17 protein-coding genes are annotated in these 21,620 nt (G+C 31.5%); 15 read left to right on the top strand and 2 right to left on the bottom strand.

What is annotated here, in order from left to right; genetic code table 11:
- The first annotated feature begins 169 nt into the window (after positions 1-169).
- The 12 genes from OCU55_RS06910 to OCU55_RS06965 all read left to right on the top strand — a co-directional run bounded on the left by OCU55_RS06910 (position 170) and on the right by OCU55_RS06965 (position 14,063).
- On the top strand, positions 170-1,150 hold the full coding sequence (locus tag OCU55_RS06910) for a DUF5692 family protein (RefSeq protein ID WP_261851593.1): 981 nt from the start codon (positions 170-172) through the stop codon (positions 1,148-1,150).
- A 493-nt stretch (positions 1,151-1,643) separates the two neighbouring features.
- Positions 1,644-2,315: a hydrogenase nickel incorporation protein HypB gene (hypB, locus tag OCU55_RS06915; protein ID WP_261851594.1), complete on the top strand. Its 672-nt coding sequence runs from the start codon at positions 1,644-1,646 to the stop codon at positions 2,313-2,315.
- 34 nt (positions 2,316-2,349) lie between these two features.
- Positions 2,350-5,037 (top strand): FAD-dependent oxidoreductase, encoded by a 2,688-nt coding sequence (locus tag OCU55_RS06920; protein ID WP_261851595.1) that lies wholly within the window; start codon positions 2,350-2,352, stop codon positions 5,035-5,037.
- 13 nt (positions 5,038-5,050) lie between these two features.
- Positions 5,051-5,392 (top strand): hydrogenase maturation nickel metallochaperone HypA/HybF, encoded by a 342-nt coding sequence (locus tag OCU55_RS06925; protein ID WP_261851596.1) that lies wholly within the window; start codon positions 5,051-5,053, stop codon positions 5,390-5,392.
- A 169-nt stretch (positions 5,393-5,561) separates the two neighbouring features.
- Positions 5,562-6,284, top strand: a complete 723-nt coding sequence (gene uppS, locus OCU55_RS06930) for a polyprenyl diphosphate synthase (protein WP_261851597.1) — start codon at positions 5,562-5,564, stop codon at positions 6,282-6,284.
- A 666-nt stretch (positions 6,285-6,950) separates the two neighbouring features.
- The gene (locus OCU55_RS06935) at positions 6,951-7,718 is read left to right on the top strand and encodes a phage replisome organizer N-terminal domain-containing protein (protein WP_261851598.1); all 768 of its coding nucleotides are present in this window, start codon (positions 6,951-6,953) and stop codon (positions 7,716-7,718) included.
- Positions 7,719-8,057: 339 nt separating this feature from the next.
- On the top strand, positions 8,058-8,486 hold the full coding sequence (locus tag OCU55_RS06940; protein WP_261851599.1) for an arsenate reductase ArsC: 429 nt from the start codon (positions 8,058-8,060) through the stop codon (positions 8,484-8,486).
- 183 nt (positions 8,487-8,669) lie between these two features.
- Positions 8,670-9,020: an ArsR/SmtB family transcription factor gene (locus OCU55_RS06945; protein ID WP_427847038.1), complete on the top strand. Its 351-nt coding sequence runs from the start codon at positions 8,670-8,672 to the stop codon at positions 9,018-9,020.
- Positions 9,021-9,037: 17 nt separating this feature from the next.
- Positions 9,038-9,409: an arsenite efflux transporter metallochaperone ArsD gene (arsD, locus tag OCU55_RS06950; RefSeq protein ID WP_261851601.1), complete on the top strand. Its 372-nt coding sequence runs from the start codon at positions 9,038-9,040 to the stop codon at positions 9,407-9,409.
- Between the two features lie 20 nt (positions 9,410-9,429).
- Positions 9,430-11,175: an arsenical pump-driving ATPase gene (gene arsA, locus OCU55_RS06955; protein WP_261851602.1), complete on the top strand. Its 1,746-nt coding sequence runs from the start codon at positions 9,430-9,432 to the stop codon at positions 11,173-11,175.
- Positions 11,176-11,255: 80 nt separating this feature from the next.
- Positions 11,256-12,305 carry an ACR3 family arsenite efflux transporter gene (arsB, locus tag OCU55_RS06960; RefSeq protein ID WP_261851603.1) on the top strand — a complete coding sequence of 350 codons (1,050 nt, stop codon included), beginning with the start codon at positions 11,256-11,258 and terminating at the stop codon, positions 12,303-12,305.
- 432 nt (positions 12,306-12,737) lie between these two features.
- On the top strand, positions 12,738-14,063 hold the full coding sequence (locus OCU55_RS06965; protein WP_261851604.1) for an APC family permease: 1,326 nt from the start codon (positions 12,738-12,740) through the stop codon (positions 14,061-14,063).
- Between the two features lie 121 nt (positions 14,064-14,184).
- On the opposite strand, the gene OCU55_RS06970 is transcribed toward OCU55_RS06965, so the two are convergent.
- Positions 14,185-15,984, bottom strand: coding sequence for a DUF2207 domain-containing protein (locus OCU55_RS06970; RefSeq protein ID WP_261851605.1), 1,800 nt, complete (start codon positions 15,982-15,984; stop codon positions 14,185-14,187).
- A 366-nt stretch (positions 15,985-16,350) separates the two neighbouring features.
- Between OCU55_RS06970 and OCU55_RS06975 the strand changes: the two genes are divergently transcribed.
- From OCU55_RS06975 to OCU55_RS06985, 3 genes are all read left to right on the top strand, one after another.
- On the top strand, positions 16,351-18,345 hold the full coding sequence (locus OCU55_RS06975; protein ID WP_261851606.1) for a methyl-accepting chemotaxis protein: 1,995 nt from the start codon (positions 16,351-16,353) through the stop codon (positions 18,343-18,345).
- A 429-nt stretch (positions 18,346-18,774) separates the two neighbouring features.
- Positions 18,775-19,461 (top strand): response regulator transcription factor, encoded by a 687-nt coding sequence (locus OCU55_RS06980; RefSeq protein ID WP_261851607.1) that lies wholly within the window; start codon positions 18,775-18,777, stop codon positions 19,459-19,461.
- Positions 19,461-20,834 (top strand): sensor histidine kinase, encoded by a 1,374-nt coding sequence (locus OCU55_RS06985; protein WP_261851608.1) that lies wholly within the window; start codon positions 19,461-19,463, stop codon positions 20,832-20,834. The genes OCU55_RS06980 and OCU55_RS06985 overlap by 1 nt, the downstream gene beginning before the upstream one ends.
- 208 nt (positions 20,835-21,042) lie before the next feature.
- On the opposite strand, the gene OCU55_RS06990 is transcribed toward OCU55_RS06985, so the two are convergent.
- Positions 21,043-21,534, bottom strand: coding sequence for a DUF6803 family protein (locus OCU55_RS06990; protein ID WP_261851609.1), 492 nt, complete (start codon positions 21,532-21,534; stop codon positions 21,043-21,045).
- Between the last annotated feature and the right edge of the window lie 86 nt (positions 21,535-21,620).

The raw sequence follows: 21,620 nt of genomic DNA on the forward strand, positions 1-21,620 counted from the left end.
TTGAAGAATAATTGCTTGAGGTGTGAAATAGATTTTACTAAGGAGTTGTTATATCAAAACTTAATTTATGTTAGAAAATCTCGGCTTCTAGGGATTTTCGGGCATGTATAAATTAATGTTTGAGTATGGATCTCTATAAAATTAAATATATATTAGGGGGGAAGGTATTGTGTTTGTTTTTAACTATGCAGATGGTGCGTCTGCATTAAGTGTATGGGGAGTTTGGATAATAGTTTTTATTGCACTTTTTAGCTTTAATGAAATAGCTCGTAGATGGAAATATGTTGGATTTTTTTGTTTTATTGTCTTACCAATAGCACTTTCAATATTATGGTTTACACTATTAAGTGATACAACTTATACAGATTGGTTTCATTTAGCAAAGGTGTATTCGTCTACAGCAGGATGCATTGGATTTTGGTGTATAAGACATGTTAAATGGAAGAATAAATCCACAGGTAAGGAATGGAGATTATCAGATAAAAAGTGGGCATTATGTTTTCCTCCACTTATTCTTGCTATAAATATTTTGGAGGCAGTATCTCGTGATTTTCAAGTTGGTATTCAATATGCCGGAGGAGGTAGATTAGCTGATGAAGCTATGTATGTACTTGGTGGCTCCTGGAATTTCATGAATGGTGTAGCAGGTATTTTAAACATTATAACTATAACCGGTTGGCTTGGCATTTGCATAAAAAAACAGACTGATAAAGACGGAAGCAGAGATATGTTGTGGCCTGATATGCTATGGTTTTGGATAATAGCTTATGATTTATGGAATTTTGCTTATACCTATAACTGTCTTCCAGGGCATGCTTGGTATTGTGGATTTGCTTTGCTATTAGCTCCAACAATTTGTTCCTTTACTGTGGGAAAAGGAGCATGGCTACAACATCGTGCACAAACTTTAGCAATATGGTGTATGTTTGCACAGACCTTTCCATATTTCATTGATAAGGGAGCATTCGCTGTTTCCTCATCTTATAATACAGTACCACTATTTGGATTTAGCTTTGCAGCATTAGTTGCTAATATAGCAGTATTTGTTTACATGATTTATAAAGTTGTTAAAACAAAAAGAAATCCTTATCTTGGGGAACTTTATACAGATTTAAAAGAATACAAAGAAATTAAAGTACTTGCTGAATAGATATTTAGACAAACATGCATTTTTGTCTATTGATATACTTTGAAAACATTTTATAATAGAATCATAAAGCGATTTGGAATTATTTTACAGAAGGTTACAGCAATGAAATTAAAGTGACATTTGTTTAGCTTTTAAAATATTGCTTTAAAGAAAATTTCAATAAAAATAATTGAAACTGCATTAAAACATATAAGGAAATCTATAAATAAACTACTTCATATTTAAATTTATCAAAATAAGGATTCGTAGATTCTTCAAAATCTTTAGTTTGAGTTCAAGGACTGAAGTAGTTTATCTGTTTAAGTGGGATAGATATCCCAGTTCTATTCTACAAAACCTTGTTGATTATTCTATTAATTATTAATTGTACCTTAATTACCTAGTTAGATTATATTTTAAACTAGCTTACTATAGCATAAGTTAAAAGTTAATTTATTATATTTTTAAAGTAAATATAAAGTAAAAAAATTAAGAAAATGAGAGGGTAAATAATATGGATGCATATAAAGTTCTTGAAATTAAGAAAAGTGTTTTCGAAAATAACGACCGACAAGCAGATTTACTTAGAGAAGAATTGAAAAAAGACGAAACCTTTTTGTTGAATTTAATGTCTTCGCCTGGTTCAGGTAAAACAACAACTGTTTTAAGGACAATAGAGGCTTTGAAAGATCAAATGAGAATTGGTGTTTTAGAGGCGGATATTGATTCAGAGGTTGATGCGAGTACTGTTGCAAAAACTGGGGCAAAGGTAATACAACTACACACTGGTGGAATGTGTCATCTTGATGCTGGTATGACTAAGCAAGGACTACTAGGGCTTGGCACTGAAGATGTTGATCTTGTTATCTTAGAAAATGTGGGGAATTTGGTATGTCCAGCAGAATTTGATACTGGAGCATCAAAAAATGCAATGATTTTGAGTGTGCCAGAGGGTGATGATAAACCGCTTAAATATCCATTAATGTTTACCATTGTTGATGTTTTATTAATTAACAAGATAGATGCAATAGCTAATTTTGATTTTGATTTCGAGGCGGTAAAGGATCGAGTAAGGAAATTAAATCCTAATATTAAGGTTATTCCAATCTCAGCTAAAACAGGAGAAGGAATTAAAGAGTGGGCTGAATGGCTACGTACAGAAGTAAAGGATTGGCAATCTAAATAGAAAATTAATTATATTTAATTTGGGAGGTAATTATATGGTCAAGCAAAAAGTGCTTCAACTGGCAAATAAGATTGCTGCAGGGATTACTGGTGGAATAGTAAAAGTAAAACCGACAGATCCAGAGTATAGAATTCTTGAGCCAGTTACTACAAATGAAATGGCAGAAGTAGCACTTCACTTAGAGGTACGTAAACCTAAAAGCTTAAAGGAAATTGCTGCTCTTTGTGGCAAGTCTGAAGAGGAAGTAGAAAAAGTTCTAGATAAAATGGCTGTTGATGGTTCAATTAAATTTGAACGTGAAAATGGTGCTAATAAATACTTCCTTGAACTTTTTGTTCCTGGAGTCATGGAATATATGGTTGCAAATAAGGAAAATGTAGAAAAATATCCAGTAATCGCTGAATGTTTTGAAGAATATACAAGAAGATTAAGTGGACTGATGGCAGGAAACCTTCCTGTGGGAATGGGAGTAATGAGAGTTATTCCAATTGAAAGTGCTATTGAAGGAGATACAAGAAAAGCTTCCTATGAAGAAATAGCATATCTACTTAATACCCACGAAATTTTTTCTGTTGCTGATTGTGCCTGTCGTACATCTATGAGAGTTAAAGGTGAAGGGTGTGGACATACAGTTGAGGAAATGTGTATTCAGCTAGGACCAGCTGCAGATTACTATATTCGTACAGGAAGAGGTAGGAGTATTACTAGAGAAGAGGCTATTGCTATTTGCGAGAAAGCAGAAAAGGAAGGGTTGGTTCACCAGATACCTAATCTTTCAGGACCTGGAAAAGCACTTGCCATTTGTAATTGCTGCGGATGTTCTTGTTTTGGTTTAAGAAATACAACCCTTTTCAGAAATCCTGATTTTTCAAGGTCAAACTATATTGCACAAGTAGATACAGATAAATGCGTTGCTTGCGGAGAATGTGTAGAAAATTGCCAAGCTAATGCATTAACTTTAGGGCAAAATTTATGTACAAAGAAACCTATTGCAGCTCCTAAGGAAGTAGATACTCCATACGATACGCAATGGGGAAAAGAAAAATGGAATGTTAATTATCGCCATCGTAAAGTTGTTGCTGAGAGCGGAACAAGCCCATGTAAAACTGAATGTCCAGCTCACATAGCTATCCAAGGATATATCAAAATGGCTTCTCAAGGCAGATATAGAGATGCTTTAGAACTTATAAAGAAAGAAAATCCACTTCCAGCAATTTGTGGACGTATATGCCCTAGAAAGTGTGAATCTGCTTGCACAAGAGCAGGAGTGGATGAACCACTGGCAGTAGACGAAATTAAAAAATTCATTGCTGATCAGGACTTGAAAGCTGAACATAGGTTTGTACCTGAAAAAAAGGTACAAAGACAAGAAAAAATAGCTGTAATAGGTGCAGGCCCAGCTGGACTTTCTTGCGCTTATTTCCTAGCAGTGGAAGGATATCAAGTAACAGTTTTTGAAAAGCAAAAAGTGCTTGGAGGTATGTTAACACTTGGAATTCCATCCTTTAGATTAGGAAAAGAAATAGTAAATTCAGAAATACAAGTTTTAAAAGAGTTAGGTGTGGAGTTTAAAACAGGTATTGAAGTTGGTAAAGATGTTACTCTTAATGGACTTAGAAACTTTGGCTACAAAGCATTTTATGTAGCAATTGGTGCTCAAGGTGGCAGAAAACTTGGACTCGAGGGTGAAGAAGCTGAGGGAGTAATAACTGGTGTGGACTTTTTAAGAAAGGTGAATCTAGGAGAAGAACTAAAAATGGAAGGTTCAGCAGTTGTAATCGGTGGTGGAAATGTGGCTATTGATGTAGCTAGAACCGCTGAGAGAGTTGGAGCTTCGAAGATAGATATGTATTGTTTAGAAAGTCGAAAAGAAATGCCTGCACTAGAGGAAGAAATAGAAGAAGCATTATCTGAAGGCATTGACATCAACAATTCTTGGGGACCAAAAGCAATTCTTCATGAAAATGGGCAGGTTACAGGAGTAGAATTTAAAAAGTGTATTTCTGTCTTTGATGAAAATGGAAGGTTTAATCCTAAGTTCAATGAAGAAGAAACTAAGATTGTTAAAGCGAATCATGTGCTAATTTCAGTAGGGCAAGGAATAGACTGGGGGCAATTATTAAAGGATTCTATGATGGAACTAAAACCTAATAAAACTGTAAAAGCTGATCCACTTACCTTCCAAACTGGAGATAAGGATGTATTTGCTGGTGGAGATGCAGTGACAGGACCTAAGTTTGCTATTGATGCTATTGCTTTAGGAAAACAAGGATCTATTTCAATTCATCGTTATGTACATGGTGATAACCTGTCCATAAGTCGAGAAAGAGAATATCATGCTTTAGATAAAGAAAATTTAAATATGGATGGTTATGATAGTCTGCCTAGACAAAGAGCACTTCATGTAGATGGAAGTAAAACAAAAGAAACATTTAAAGATTTACGTAATACTTTTACTGAAGAACAAATAAAGAAGGAAACAGAAAGGTGTCTTGGTTGTGGAGCTGTAGTTGTGGATCAATATCAGTGTGTGGGATGCGGTGTTTGCACTACAAAGTGTAAATTTGATGCAATTTCACTTTCAAGAAAATATGATAGCGCTGGTGCAGAACTCAATGAAATGAAGCCAATAGTTATTAAACATGCGATAAAACGTCAAGGCAGAATTGCTGTGAAAAAAGCAAAAAAATCCTTAGGATCAATTTTTTCGAAGAAAGAATAAAGAGGTGATTTTTTTGCATGAAGTGGGAGTTATGATTGAAGTGGTAAAAACTGTGGAAAATTTCGCAAAAGAAAATGGATTAACCAAAATAGATAAATTGGTTATCCAAATTGGGGAGCTTTCATCCATGATCCCGAGATATTTAGAAGCTTGTTATCCAGCTGCAGTGGAAGGAACCTTATTACAGGAGACTGAATTGAAAATAGATATATTACCTGGCAATGCTATTTGCAAGAAATGTAATAAGGTTTTTAATCTCATCGAGAATAATAATAAGTGTCCTAAGTGTGGAGGTAGAGAATGGGAGATCTTATGTGGAAAAGAGTTTATGATTAAGGAAATTGTTGCTTGCTAAAAAGGCTCTCATTGATGAAAAAGGATTGAGTTATAAATTCTTAAATAATAAAATAACTCAATCCTTTTTTTTTGCTTTCTTTTGCATTTTAGAAAGTTGACAATATATTCCTGTTGGGCAATAATAGAATAAAATATTTATATTCGAAAAAAGGCAGGAAATGAGTCTAATGTTGAAAAATCAAATAGATAAAGAAAAATATAGTATACCAAGACATATAGCAGTAGTTTGTGACGGAAACGGAAGATGGGCTAGAAAAAAAGGTCTTCCTAGAACTTTGGGCCATAGAGCTGGTACAAAACCAATTGAAAACACAATTAAAGAATGCTTTGAACTAGGGGTTGAGGTACTTACGTTTTATGTTTTCTCTAGTGAAAATTGGAATAGATCTAATGAAGAAGTTGCATTTTTAATGAAACTCTTCGTAGAATTCTTTGCTAAGTTGCGTAATGAGGTAGGAGAAAATATTAATGTACGTCATATCGGTAGTAAGAATAATCTTTCTAAAGAATTGCTAAATGAAATTAAAAAAACAGAAAAGGCATCTGAAAATAATTCTGGGTTAGTTCTAAATATAGCATTAAATTACGGAGGACGTTTAGAAATAGTAGATGCTATGCAAGGAATGATGCAAGATATTAATGAGGGAACACTTAATGCTGATAAAATAGATGAAGCTTTAATTAGCAATTATATGTATACTGCAGGGTTGCCTGACGTTGATTTGATCATAAGAACAAGTGGAGAAAAGAGGATAAGCAACTTCCTACTTTGGCAATCTGCTGAAGCAAGGCTATGGTTTACTAATGATTTTTGGCCTGATTTTAACCATAACCATTTAATAGATGCCATTAAATATTATAATAAAATTACAATTCCTTCACTTCATTAAAAGGTGTTAATACTGTAACAAATGATTTAATTAGTAAATGTCCTAATATTACAACGAAATCTTAAAGGGTTTTAAATATTATATAACGGACGAAGATAAGATAATCCCAAAAGATCCAATAAGTCATAAAGATAAAATATATTTGTTAGTGTATAAAGAAGTGTATTCAGCTTCGGACTCCTTAGCAGTTTTTTTGAAAACAAAGCAAATTAGTTATTTTGGTAGGTAAAAGAACTGGAGAAACTATTAGTTTTATTGAGTTTGATTAGATGCTGAAACTAATGGCTGATCTAAATTTCTTAATATTAAAAACAAAAAGGATTGAGTTAAAAATAATTAACTCAATCCTTTTTGTTGTTTAATTATGATAAAAAATATATAATTAACCCTAAAATTTTCTTACTACGGCATATATATCTATTAGAAAACAAAATATAGATGTACCACTTCGAACCTAAATCTATTTTTAAAACTCTCACGGCTTCTGGTGAGAGAATTTAAAAATAATAAGTTTTATTACGAAGTGGTACATCCATATAGTTCCTAGCTCAACTATTAATTTATACATGCCTGAAAATCCCCAGGAGCCGGGATTTTCAAACAGGTATAGATTAAGTTTCGACATAGGAACTCTTTAAAAATAAATTGTTAAGGAGAATGAGATATATGAGAGAAAGAAAATATGTAAAATTCAGGGTTGATATGTATGAGGATACTAAATTTAAAATAATAGATATGAAGCCAGAAAGAGATACAATTCATTATATTTGGAATAGAATTGTATTACTTGCGGGGAAGGTTAATCTAGAAGGGGAACTGTTTTTTTCAAAAAACATTCCATATACAATAGAAACTTTAGCAATAGAGTTTAATAGAGATGTTGATCAGGTTAAGCTTGCCTTAGAACTCTTTGTTGATTTAGAAATGGTCGAGTTGACTGAAGATAGGATATATAGAGTGAAAAATTTTGCTAAGCACCAAAATATTAAAGTAAAAGAAAAAGAAATAACTAAGAATGAAAAAGCTGAAGCAAAGACTATAGATTTTCAGTTAAATGAGGCTTGTGATAGTAAACTTGATACAAAGAATACTGAAGAAAAGGATAATGAAGGGTTTGAGGATAAGGCTTTGCTTAAGATAGAAAATAAAGAAGTAGTTAATGCTGAAAACTTGGAAATTAGCACTAAAGATCCTATTATCTCTAAGGATATTGAAGGAGATAATAATAGAGATAATAAAGAAGAACATAGCACTGATATAATAGAAATTAAAAAAAGTAAAAGGGGCAGGAAGAAGAAGAAAAGCAGTAATTTATATGCTGAAGACATAGGTGAAGTATTTACAGATGATGATGAAATAATTGAATGGACAAATGAAGAGGAAATACCTTTAGGAAAAGGTGAGGTTGTTACTTCACAATGGTCTTTTGGTTGATGATTGGCTTAAATATAATTATACAACAAAAAAGTTCTGAACTCATCAGCATTGCTTTGTTTGATTTTTATTAAGCTTTATGATTTACTGAAACAGTTTGTAAAATTAAAGTGAACTGCAATTATGAAAAACATTGACATAGAAAATCATTTTAATTATCATATGATTATATTTTGAATATGGTCATGAATGAGTTAAGAAGTTCAGATTTAATGCAAGTGATAAAATCTTTATTTGACAAGACGACAATAAGAATAGTCATGCTTGTAAAGGTAGCTCCTTAAAAATCATTTTAATTATATTTAAAAACACTTAGACTTAAAAAATGGGGGATTAATAATGAAACCAAAAGTAGCGTTTATATGCGTGCATAATTCTTGTAGATCTCAGATGGCAGAAGCATTAGGGAAAATGTTTGCTTCAGATGTATTTGAGTCTTATTCGGCTGGAACTGAATTAAGACCACAAATAAATCAAGATGCTGTAAGAATAATTAAGGATTTATATAATATTGATATGAATGAAACACAAAAATCGAAGCTACTTACAGACATACCTGAGGTAGATATTGTTGTAAAGATGGGCTGTAATGTAATTTGTCCGTTCTTGCCTTCGAAACATGAGGAAGATTGGGGCTTAGATGACCCATCAGGTAAAAGTGATGAGGAATTCATTAAAACTGCAAAAGCAATTGAAGAGAAGGTAAAGGATTTAAAAAGAAGAATTAAAAATAATGAAATTAGCTTAAGTGCTATAGGGGAGATTTAGTAGCATCTAAGTGAATAGATATGACTTTAAGCCAGTGTAAACTGGCTTTTTTTGTTTATTCACATTATTTTAATGAAATCATAGTATGTAATATAGACCAATATAGATGTTAATATTGAAAGGTTGCAGTAATTACAAAGTAAATATTGACTATATATAGATAAAGGTCTATATTATACATAGATGATTATCTATATAAGGAGTGATAAATTGAAACTTGATTATAATGAAAACGCAAAAGTAATTAAAGCTCTTTCTGATGCAAATAGATTAAAGATAATAGATATTTTATCTTGCGGAGAAAAATGTGCTTGTGATATACTAGAAAACTTTGATTTTACTCAACCAACACTTTCTCATCATATGAAGGTTTTGATAGAGTGTGGTCTTGTAAAGAGTCGAAAAGAAGGGTTATGGAGCCATTATTCATTAAACGCAACAAACTGTAATAAACTAATGCTGTTTATTATGAATCTTATAACTGATACTGAGGATTGTATATGTAAAGATAAATCAAAATGTGAATGTGAATAAAAAGGGAGATATGTATTATGAAAAAAATGATTATTTTTGATCCAGCAATGTGCTGTTCCACAGGGGTTTGTGGACCAAGTATAGATCCAGAATTATTAAGAGTTTCTACTGTTTTAAATAATTTAAAAAGCAGAGGTATTATAGTGGATAGATTCAACTTAACTAATAATCCTCAGGCTTTTGTAGATAACAAAGTCATCAATCATTTATTAAATAGTGAAGGAATAGAGTGCCTACCTGTAACCATTGTTGATGGAGAAGTTGTTAAAACAAAAGCATATCCAACAAATGAAGAATTTTGTGCTATGCTTGATGTTCCTGAAAGTTACTTGAAGCTACAAATCAAGAAAAAGACAAATGGCTGTGGGTGTAAAGGTGGATGTTGTTAGCGAAGGAAGGGTGTTTAAATATGTGGAAATTATTTAATCCAAGTGATATAGAGTTAACTAAATATTTATTTTTTACTGGAAAAGGTGGAGTAGGAAAGACATCTACCGCTTGTGCTACTGCTATAACTTTAGCTGATCAAGGTAAAAAGATTATGTTAGTAAGCACAGATCCAGCTTCAAATCTTCAAGATGTATTTAACAGAGAGTTAAATAATAAAGGAGTAAAAATAGAAGAAGTACCAAACCTTATGGTTGCTAATTTTGATCCTATAGAAGCCGCAAATGAATATAAGGAAAGTGTTGTTGGGCCGTACAGAGGTAAGCTTCCTGAAGTTGTTATTAAAAATATGGAGGAACAGCTTTCAGGTTCATGTACAGTTGAAATTGCAGCTTTTAATGAGTTTACTAACTTTATAACTGATGATAGTATTCAAAAGGAATTTGATCATATAATTTTCGATACAGCGCCTACAGGTCATACGTTAAGAATGCTGCAATTACCTTCAGCATGGAGTAACTTTATAAGTGAAAGTACTCATGGAGCATCTTGTCTAGGGCAACTTGCAGGACTTGAAGATAAAAAGGAAGTCTATAGTGAGGCGGTTAAGACATTATCTGATGGAAAGGCTACTACTCTTATTTTAGTATCAAGGCCAGAGATAACACCTTTAAAAGAGGCGGAAAGAGCATCGAAGGAACTTAGAGAAATAGGGGTAAATAATCAGATTTTAGTTATAAATGGAGTGCTCAATAATGCAGATGATGAGTTATCACGTAGTATTTATAATAAACAACGAAGAGCACTTGAAGATATCCCAGAAAAGCTAGAAACTTTAAAAATCTTTGAGATTCCATTAAGACCTTATAATATTACAGGTCTGGAGAATGTAAGAGCTTTTTTAAAGGAAGATAATATTAAAGTGAACAATGAAGAGCTTAAAGTAAGTGCCATGTTAGGTCTTAAGGATATCATTAATGATTTATATAATACAGATAAAAAAGTTATATTTACAATGGGAAAAGGCGGAGTTGGCAAGACAACAATAGCTGCTACAATTGCTTTAGGCTTAGCCAATAAAGGCAAGAAGGTTCATCTTACTACTACTGATCCAGCTGCTCATTTGAAATTTGTGTTAGATGAAGAGCAAGGGATAAGCTTAAGTAATATAGATGAAAAGAAAGAACTGGAAAAGTATAAAGAAGAAGTACTAAGTAAAGCTAGAGAAACTATGTCTGAGGGAGATATTGAATATATAGAAGAGGATTTGAGATCTCCATGTACTCAAGAAATCGCTGTTTTTAGAGCTTTTGCGGAAATAGTTGAAAAATCAGAAGATGAAGTGGTTGTAATTGATACAGCTCCAACAGGACACACTCTTTTACTTTTGGATTCAACAGAAAGCTATAATAAGGAGATATCACGTTCTCAAGGAGATACTCCAGAGTCAGTTAAGAAGCTTTTACCAAAGCTAAGAAATCCAAAGGAGACAGAGGTTGTAATTGTAACTTTGGCAGAAACTACACCGGTTTACGAGGCAATGAGACTTGATGAAGATTTAAAACGCGCAGGAATAAAGAGCAAATGGTGGGCTATAAATTCGAGTTTATATGCTACGAATACAACAAATATTATTTTAAAGGCAAAAGCAAGTAATGAAATACATTGGATTAATAAAGTAGAAGAAATATCTAATGGCAATTTTGCAGTTATAGAATGGAAACCTGAAGAAATAAAAGGTGAAAAGCTTGTTGAGCTTCTAAAATAAAGCATCGTGTTGAATAAGTGGTTAACCAGCTGATACTTTAATGAGGTTAAGTAATAATATTATTTTAAGGGGGATTTTATTTGAAAAGTAAATCAAGACTTTCATTACTTGATAGGTATCTTACATTATGGATTTTTCTAGCTATGGCTTTAGGGATTACCTTGGGCTGGGCAGTACCAGCGTTATCAAAGGCTTTATCAAATTTATCTGTAGGTAGTACATCAATACCTATTGCGGTTGGGTTGATAGTTATGATGTATCCACCGCTAGCAAAGGTAAATTATAAGGAAATAGGTAAAGTATTTAGAAACCCGAAAGTTTTAGGATTATCCTTAGTACAAAATTGGGTTATAGGACCTGTGCTTATGTTCATTCTAGCTATGGTTTTCTTGAGATCGGATTCGGCTTTAATGACAGGGCTTATACTGATTGGTTTAGCTAGATGTATAGCCATGGTTATAGTTTGGAATAGTTTAGCTGATGGAGACAGTGAATATGCAGCAGCATTAGTAGCTTTTAACTCAATATTTCAGGTTATATTCTATTCAGTTTTTGCCTATATTTTTATTACTGTATTGCCGCCAGTATTTGGGCTCACTGGATACAAAGTTAATATATCCATGGGTGAAGTTGCAAGGTCTGTGGCGGTTTACCTAGGAATTCCTTTTGCATTAGGAATGTTAACTAGATTAATCTTGGAACCAATGATGGGATCAGAATGGTATACAAAGAAGTTCATACCTAAAATCAGTCCTTTAGCATTGATTGCACTATTATTTACAATTATAATTATGTTTACTTATAAAGGACAATACATCGTGCAATTACCTTTAGAAGTAGTGAAAGTGGCAATTCCACTTTTAATATACTTTGTTATCATGTTCTCAGCATCTTTCTATATAAGCTATAAATCAGGTATTGATTATAAGAAAACTACAACTTTAGCATTTACAGCTGCAAGTAATAACTTTGAACTTGCTATTGCGGTTGCAGTTGCTGTATTTGGAATAGAATCAAAGGAAGCATTTACTGCTGTAATAGGGCCACTTGTTGAGGTTCCTGTAATGATTGGATTAGTTAATGTAGCTCTTTATTGGAGAAAGAAATATTTCCAAAAGCAACAGCAATAATTAAAGAACAGTATTAAATATATTGATAATAATAAGTTAAATATTTTACCCTCTCCTGGTGAGAGGGTTTTTGTTTTTAAAGCAATTAAATACATAAATGTAGTTTTTTGAAGTAATCGTTTTATGTTGCAAGAAATATTTATGGTGGGAAAAATCTTCAATAGGTCTTGTTTTAATAAAAATATAGAAATGGTGCCAAAACTTAATTATTGACAAAATTCGAGTTTTTATGCATAATGTTAATGCAATTACGAATAAATATGAGATAGTGATGCGTTATATAATATTAGTAAAGTACAGATAAGCACTATCAAGCCGTAGTAAAGAAAATGATGCAAAAGTGCGCAGTTAAAACTTTAACGCGGTGAAGTTGTACATAGATTAGTTTACTTAGTGTTTGATTAAAAATTTATACCTTTAGGAGGAATAATCGTGGAACAAAAGACAAATTTAAAAAAGGATATTGGACTACTTATTGCTACAGCATTGGTTGCTGGTAATATGATGGGATCTGGTATATTTATGTTGCCTGCTACTCTGGCAGGAATTACAGGCCCTGGTGGAACAATTATGGCTTGGCTTATTTCAGCAGCTTGTTCTATATGTCTTGCTATAACCTTTGCAAGATTGGGATCGAAGTATCCAAAGACAGGTGGACCTTATGAGTATTCAAAGGTTGCTTTTGGTGAATTTACAGGATTTATGAATGCATGGCTTTACTGGAATGGGTCGTGGATTGGAAATGCCGCAGTTATTCTCGCTATATGTACATATACATCTAGTTTAGTACCAGCTTTGTCTAATGGACATGTTGCCTTCATATTTGGAACTATTGTATTATGGATATTTACTGGTATTAACATTCTTGGAGTAAGAAGAGCGGGGAAAATTCAGACAGTCATTACTATATTTGAGATATGTTTTTTTATATTCTTTATTATAATTACAGCACTTCATTTTAATGTAGCAAATATCAAACCATTGTTTCCAAGTGGAAAAGGATTATCAACAGTGAACGGAGCAGCTGTTAATACACTTTGGGCCTTCATTGGTCTTGAAAGTGCAGCTATTACTGCTGGTGAAATAAAAAATCCGGAGAAAAATGTTAAGAGAAGTACAATACTTGGTATTTCCATAGCTGCAGTTATATATATATGCATTAACTTTTTTGCTATGGGTTCCATTTCTCAAGAAGCTTTGGCCAACAGTAAGGCACCTTTTGCAGACATTCTTTCCCAGTACTTTGGAGGAGGAGTATCAACATTTATTACTTTAGCAGTTATAATCAGTATACTTGGTACAACTGTAGGCTGGCTGCTTTCAACAGCACGTGTAGGCTTTGCAGCTGCAGAAAACGGGGTGTTTCCAAAGGCTTTTGGAAAAGTTCACCCAAAATTCGAAACACCTTATGTATCATTAATAATAGGTTCGGTATTATTAAATATTCTCTTATATATGAACTACAATAAATCTCTAGTAGGAGCCTTCACATTTGTAATTTTATTGGCGACACTGGCATATTTACCGGTTTATGCTATGACAGCTCTTGCAGAGATAAAAATTATGATAAAAAATGGACAAATTAAAAATTTCTCAACTTTTATTAAGTGTGCATTGATTCCCCTAATAGGATTTGTATATGCATGTTGGGCTATATATGGTTCAGGCTGGCAAGTAATTGGTTATGGAGCATTATTGGCAGCTCTTGGAGTGCCATTCTACTTCTATATGAAGAAAGGCAAAGAAACTGGAGTTTAATGAAGCGGTAATAGAGGTAGCTTATTGATATGTAAAGCTATATCTGAAGCAAATTAATGATGACCTATTAAGAAAAAACACACCTTATCAAAATCTGATAAGGTGTGTTTTTTCAAGTTGTCTAAAATGCACCAGAATCTCCACCGCCTCCACTAGATCCACCATCTCCACCAGAGGTAAAGCCACCTCCGTCTCCAAAACCTCCACCAAAATCACTAGAACTATTAGAACTGTTATCTGCAGTGTTATGATTTAATTGATTTTGGAAATCATCAAAAAAGTCATAATAAATGAAATTAAGATAATGCATGTTATAGAATAAAGGATCTGAGTACATATAGTCATCATTTGCCAGTTTAGGGGAGAACTCAATTAATTTGTCGGCTAACCCTAAAGCTAAGGCATAAGATAAATATTTTCTCCATAGCGCTGGAGTTAAAATTTCACTTTTACTTGAATTTATGCTGTCAAATAAAAAATTTTTAAAGGCAAGCCATTTTAAATACTCGTTTTGATAGGTATTAGTTAATACATAACGGTTTCTTATCTTAGTATGGAAAGGCTTTGAATCTGCTTCTGTTTTTACTGCGAATTTCCAATCGTTAAATTTATTTTTAAAATCCAGTGCTGTTTTGCGATTATTTGTTTGTACTTCTATATCTTTTAGTGAAAAGGAAGGGTAATTTCCATAAGAAGAAAGCCAATTAAGAAGATATCTCTCGTGAATAGAACAAAAGTCTAAAGCATGAGTATTTATTGAAAAAGTAAAATCTATCTTTTCTTCATCTTTGGAAAAGTATTTTTTTTCTACATAGGAATTTGTAGTATAGGATAATATATTTCGTACTGATAAATCCAGTAAAGTTGCTATTATATCATTTATTTCTATATATTCACTTATTAGATAAGTTACTAAAGCTGGACTTAAGCCACTAGGGATTGAATCACAATAAGGATCATTAAAAAATTGTTCTGTGCTTCTATATTCTTCAAGCTCTTTTTGAAACTTCTCCTTTTCTTTAGCATTATAGATCAATATAGTAGCTACTAATATTACTATAACTAAAACCAATATAAAAATACCGATACTATCATCTTTATCAGCATAATGATTTACAGGTGGTTCATATATAGGTGAATTAATAGAATTATTTGAACTACTTATGCTGTTTGAATTAGTTTCTGGAGTATAAGCGTTATTCATCTGTTCATTATAAATTCTATTGTAGGCATCTTCACTGACTATCTTTTTAGCATCCTTAAGATAATCTAGTGGGAAAAGTATACGACAACCTAAGTATTCTCCAGAATTGAGCTTTGAAACATTAAACAAGAAATTATTATCATCAGCCTTACTTGCGGTTCCAGAAGCTGGACCTATGCCCCAATATTTTGCGTCTTTTAGATTTCCTGTTGGAAAGTTTACCTTAAGAGATATATTATTTATATCTACATTAGATGAATTTTCGTAAAACTTCCAAAATAATTCACCTGCATCATTATACTTAGTAGCAGCTCCAATTATGGAATACTTAATATTGAATTTAACAATTTTGTTGCTGTTTTTTGAGTATATGGTAAGTTTTTTGTAGTTTCCATCTGTAGCTACTGTAAAAGTTCCATTTTCTTTACTATCATTGTTTTTAAAAGGTGTGTTGTTTGAACCATCTAATATACTAACTTCAATATTCTCAACTCCTGAGCTTTGACTAAAATTAATATTTCTAGTGACTCCATTAAAATCACCCTTGAAGTTATATTCATAAACTTCTGATACTTCAAGATCACCTGAGGTGTTTATGGCGGTATCTATGGCGAGGCTGTCAATAGAAAAACTTTTACTATCGGCATATACGGTATGAGTTGAAAGTAAAAGTGTAAATAGTAAAAGAACTACTAGATATTTAAAATACTTTCTCATAGAAATCTCCTTATCTTAATTTTTTAGACAACCAATACTTAAAATTGGTTGAAGAATATAATGTTTCGACATAGTTTAAAGAAAAGTTTGTATTATAAGATGTCAATTGGATATATATGTTTTATTTTACAGTAAAATACTCACTAGAACAACTAATGCTTAATATAAAAAATAAACATAATAGGTGTGAACTAAAAATTCTAAGTTTATTAACTTAGATAAAAAAAGTATACTTCATGACAAAATAATGTAGTTTTTGACAATATATTTACTAATACGATATATTGTGATAAAATTTTAACGCAGTATATTATTGTATTAAAAAAACAATTAAAGTATATGCAAATTAACTAAATGGGAGGATTTATGAAAAGCATAAAAGGAAAATTAATATTATTTTTAGGTCTATTAATAGGTGCTATATGCATCGGTCTAGGTATAGTTTCTTTTTTTAATTCATCAAAGGCACTAACTTCAAACTTATCAAAGACACTGCCGAAGATAGCGGAGCAATCAGCAAGTAATATTCAAGGTAGAGTTGAAGGGCAGTTGAGTTCATTAGAAGTTATGGCATCAAGAAACGATATAAAAAATCTTAATGAAGCATGGGAAAACAAGGTGCCTATACTAGTAGAAGAAGTTAAAAGAAGTGGAAGCATAAAAATGGGTATTGCTGATAAAAATGGTGATGTAAAATATACTGATGGGAAAAGTGCTAACATTAAAGATAGATCATATTTTCAAAATGCCTTAGCAGGTAAAAATAATGTGTCAGATCCATTAATTAGTAAAGTTGATGGTTCCATAGTTATAGTATATGCAGTGCCGATTAAAAATAATAATGATATTGTAGGAGTATTGATCAGCAGCAGGGATGGCAATAAATTAAGTGAATTAACCAATCAGATTAAATTTGGACAAACAGGCAATGCGTTCATGATAAAGAAAGATGGAACGGTTATAGCTCATAGCAATAAAGATTTAGTAATGAAATTGTATAATCCAATTGAAGAAGCAAAAAAAGATTCTAGTTTAAATGGATTAGCAAATATAGAAAAGAACATGACTCAAGGTCAAATGGGACTAGATCAATATCTATTTCAGGGTGTAGATAAATATGTAGGATATGCTCCTGTAAAGGGAACAGAATGGTCACTGGCAGTTGTAATATCAAAGTCAGAGGTATTATCAGAACTTGATAGTCTAAAAACTACCGTTATGGTATCAGCGCTATTATTTTTATTAATTGGGTTAGCAACAGTTTATACTATCTCTAACAGTATATCCAAGGGAATAAAATCAACTTCAAAACACTTAGATTTGTTAGCAATGGGTAATTTAAGTGAAGAAGTTTCTCCTAAATATTTAAAGTCAAAGGATGAAGTTGGAGAAATGACTAATTCAATGAAAATAATGCAGAATTCTCTTAGAGAAATGATTAGTCGAATAAAACAAAATTCTTCAAATATTAATGGACAATCAGAGAACCTAGCTTCTGTTGCTGAGGAGATCTCAAGTACAACACAAAATGTTGCAGAAGCGATAAATGAAATTGCACAAGGAACAGGAAATCAGTCTGAGGATTTAATAAATGTAACAGAAATTATAGATAAATTTAGTAACAAGTTATCTGAAATGGTAAATGAAATACAAGTTGTAGATTCAAACTCTAGAGAAATTAGTTTAATGGCTAATGAGAGTAGTAGTGAAATGAATAAATTAAATCAGTCTGTAACAAAAGTTAGTGAATCATTTAAGACATTTAATACCAAGATTATTGGACTTGGAAAAAACATAAATGAAATAAATGAAATTACGAATATAATTAATAACATAGCAGGACAAACCAATTTATTGGCATTGAATGCTGCTATTGAAGCAGCAAGAGCTGGAGAAGCTGGAAAAGGATTTTCGGTTGTAGCAGATGAAATAAGAAAGCTTGCTGAACAATCTAAGGTGTCATCAGAAGATATTAGAAGATTGATCAGTGAAATATCTAATAATACAGATGTTATAGTTCAAGATTCTGTTGAAATGGATGATGAACTTGTAAATCAAGTTGAAATAATAAACAGTTCAATAACATCATTTGGAAATATTATAGGAGCAGTAAGTGAAATAATTCCTAAAATAGAAACAGTTAAGAATTCTGCTGAAGGTATAGACAATGATAAAGATATTATTTTAGCTAGAGTAGATGGGGTGTCCTCAGTTGCTCTTGAGGTTTCAGCTTCAGCAGAAGAAATTGCAGCATCGTCAGAAGAGATGAATGCTTCTACAGAAGAAGTGGTAGCAGCAGCCCAAATACTTAGCTCTATGACTGGTGAAATGCTTGAGGAAGTAAATAAGTTCAAAATTTAAATTGTAATTTAATAGCCATTTCCTATATTTAAATTCAACTAGGTACAATTTAGATATGAAAATTTTATGATTTATAATAAAGTTGTGTTGAAAGTCAGTAATTTCTGATCAAAATGATTAGATATTGCTGGCTTTTTGCATGTTTACTCATAAAACCAATAGATAACCAGTAAAAGAAAATGTTAATATAATGATGGAGAATTGATTTGAATTTAATGATTTTCATTTCAATGTGAAATTTTTTCATATAATATTCATAAGTTTATGTTAATTTAGGAATGTAAGTGAAAAGTTATTACATTTCAACTCTATAGAGATGTGCAAGCTCTATAGATAAACTAATTTTTAAATGAAAGCGCAGTAAACTAAAACATGAAAATTGATATAATTTATAAAATACTAAAACAGAAAGTTATGTGAGGCTGAATTATGAGTAATATTTTAATTATCGAAGATGAGCAAAATGTATTAGATGTGCTAAAAGCTTATTTAGAAAAAGCAGGATATTCCGTTTATGCTACAACTAGAGGTTTAAAAGGCCTTGAACTATTTGAATCAACGAAGTTTAAATTAGTAATTCTTGATTTAATGCTTCCAGATATAAGTGGAGAAGATATATGTAAAATTATAAGAGAAAAATCAAACGTACATATATTTATGCTTACTGCAAAGGGGTCATTGAACGAAAAAATTGAAGGGTTAGAAATAGGAGCAGATGAATATCTTGTAAAGCCTTTTAGTCCAAGAGAATTAACTGCAAGAGTAAATGCTCTTTTTAGAAGAATTTCCCATGAAGAGGATAATTCTAGATTACTTTATGATGATGGCAATTTAATAGTAGATTATGAAAAAAGGCTTGTGAAAGTTAAAAATCAAGAAGTTCCTTTGACCTCAAATGAGCTAGATATCTTATATGCACTAATTATCAATAAAGGAAAAGTACTATCAAGGGAACAATTAATAGATAAAATTGGCGGGATAGATTTCGATGGATATGATAGAACCATAGATGTTCACATTAAGAATATCCGTAAAAAGATTGAGGAAGACACCAAAAAACCAAGATATATTGTAACAGTAGTAAAAGTCGGCTATAAATTTGGTGGTGACAATTAGTGAAAAGTATAAGAAGAAAACTGAGTATTATGTTTTTTATATGTTCTCTTGCAGCAATTTTACTTATAACAGTGTTCGTCAATTTAACCATAACAAAAAAGTTTGATGATTATATGGTAGACACACAAAATAAAAGGTACGAAAGAATTGTATCTTATTTTCAAGAAATCTATAAAAGAGAAGGAAAATGGTCAAAAGATTCTGGTATTGAAATGATGCATGAAGCATATATGGGGAATTATTGTCTAACTCTACTTGATAGTAATGAAAAGACTATATGGGGAATGGATGCTAATGATATTAAGAATAATCTAAATTTCAATACTATGATGGTTAAGGATACTGGGGTATATACATCCAAAAGATTCTCTATAGAAGTGGATAATAAAAAAGTAGGTTATGTAGATATAGGACAGTATTCATCAGTTTTATTATCTGAAGAAGATGTTAATTTTAAATTATCTATAAATAAAAGTATTATTGCTAGTGGTTTTATAGCCATGATAATAACAATTGTTATTAGTCTATATTTCTCTAAACAATTTTCAAGACCTATTAAAGAAGTTTCAAAAATGTCTGTAAGCTTATCAAGAGGAAACTTTGATACTAAGTCTGTTACAAAGAGTAATATGAAGGAACTAGAAAATTTGAGAACCAGTGTAAATGTATTAGCAGAAAAACTAAAGCAGCAAGATATGTTAAGAAAGCGGCTTGTGTCTGATATTTCTCATGAAATAAGGACTCCATTAAATATACTACAAAATAATTTAGAAGCAATGATAGATGGTATTTTTCCGATTACTGATGACAGACTTAAAGATTTAAATGATGAAGTTATAAGATTCGGTAAGCTATTAAGTAATCTGGAGTTATTAAAGCAGTTTGAATCAGAAAGCATAAAAGCTAATTTTGAAACAGTTGATGTAAATCAGATATTAAAGAGTATATGTGAAGATTTTTATATGGAAGCTCAAAACCAAGGGATACAAATTGATTATAATGTTCAAAAAAATCAACAGTACTATATAACTGGCGATAAAGATAAATTAAGACAAGTTTTCATAAATATAATTTCTAATTCTATTAAGTTTTCTAAAGATAGTGGAAAAATAAATGTTAATATGTATCCTAAAGATCAAAAGATAATTGTAGAGATTAAAGATAATGGAATCGGGATAAAAGAAGAAGATCAACCGTTTATATTTGAAAGGTTATATAGAGGTGATAAGAGTAGAAATGAGATAGACGGAAGTGGTATAGGTTTAACAATTGTGAAAAATATTTTAGATCTTCATCTTGCTGACATAGAAGTGGAAAGTAAAGAAAAAATGGGCACAAAGTTTACTATTTATTTTGATAAAGTTATTGTTTAAAAACAAAGATATCCAAGTAAGCTTTTTATTTAGGGAAGTATTTATACAATTTGCATGGTAATATTTTAATATATATATGCAAAAGTTATTGGCTTGTCAGGGTTTATCATGTACGATTTGAAAATGTAGATAAACAAAAAAGTAGCTAGATATTACTTTAGCTACTTTTTGGTTATTAATAAATATACTTTCTAGTAGTATGAACTAATTATTTCATACTATCCATAGTACCCATATTGTTAACTATTTCTGGATTTACCATACCAAAAATCATTGCTATATGTGCAACTACAAGAAAGCCACCTACTAGTATGAAATGTATTTTCATCTTTTCGTCATCAGTTTTATTCTTAAATATTAAACCTAATTCTAATAAAGCAAGTGGTAAAAGGAAGATTACGCCACTTAAATAAAAACCTACTGCAACTACGTCTACCCAAGTATGCCAACCACCTGTCTTTGTTAGTGGTATTACTGCTGTTGTAAAAAGATAAATAAAAATTCCTGTAAAATAGAAGCCATCGAAAATTGCAACAGCTTTGTTTAAAGTTCTTATACCGCCGCTTTTTATTCTGTTAAATATGATAAAGAATTCTGAGATTGTAAGGGTCTCAGCACATATTACTGGAATTGCCATAAATATAAGCAAGTTCCAAGGCTGATTTGATGCCAATAATGACATATAATGAGTCATATTCATAGTTTTATACCTCCAAAACATTTTATAGGAAAATGTTACTAGAATGATATGAAGAAAATATGAAGCGAATAAATTAAGGTATTATT

This window comes from Clostridium folliculivorans (genome assembly GCF_024341905.1).
GTDB classification, from domain to species: Bacteria; Bacillota; Clostridia; order Clostridiales; family Clostridiaceae; genus Clostridium_AR; species Clostridium_AR folliculivorans.

Bases quoted from the DNA above. Each gene is read 5' to 3' on its own strand.
- hypB (WP_261851594.1), top strand. From the start codon at position 1,644: ATGGATGCATATAAAGTTCTTGAAATTAAGAAAAGTGTTTTCGAAAAT.
- OCU55_RS06920 (WP_261851595.1), top strand. From the start codon at position 2,350: ATGGTCAAGCAAAAAGTGCTTCAACTGGCAAATAAGATTGCTGCAGGG.
- uppS (WP_261851597.1), top strand. From the start codon at position 5,562: ATGTTGAAAAATCAAATAGATAAAGAAAAATATAGTATACCAAGACAT.
- OCU55_RS06935 (WP_261851598.1), top strand. From the start codon at position 6,951: ATGAGAGAAAGAAAATATGTAAAATTCAGGGTTGATATGTATGAGGAT.
- OCU55_RS06940 (WP_261851599.1), top strand. From the start codon at position 8,058: ATGAAACCAAAAGTAGCGTTTATATGCGTGCATAATTCTTGTAGATCT.
- OCU55_RS06945 (WP_427847038.1), top strand. From the start codon at position 8,670: ATGATTATCTATATAAGGAGTGATAAATTGAAACTTGATTATAATGAA.
- arsD (WP_261851601.1), top strand. From the start codon at position 9,038: ATGAAAAAAATGATTATTTTTGATCCAGCAATGTGCTGTTCCACAGGG.
- arsA (WP_261851602.1), top strand. From the start codon at position 9,430: ATGTGGAAATTATTTAATCCAAGTGATATAGAGTTAACTAAATATTTA.
- OCU55_RS06970 (WP_261851605.1), bottom strand. From the start codon at position 15,984: ATGAGAAAGTATTTTAAATATCTAGTAGTTCTTTTACTATTTACACTT.
- OCU55_RS06975 (WP_261851606.1), top strand. From the start codon at position 16,351: ATGAAAAGCATAAAAGGAAAATTAATATTATTTTTAGGTCTATTAATA.
- OCU55_RS06980 (WP_261851607.1), top strand. From the start codon at position 18,775: ATGAGTAATATTTTAATTATCGAAGATGAGCAAAATGTATTAGATGTG.
- OCU55_RS06990 (WP_261851609.1), bottom strand. From the start codon at position 21,534: ATGAATATGACTCATTATATGTCATTATTGGCATCAAATCAGCCTTGG.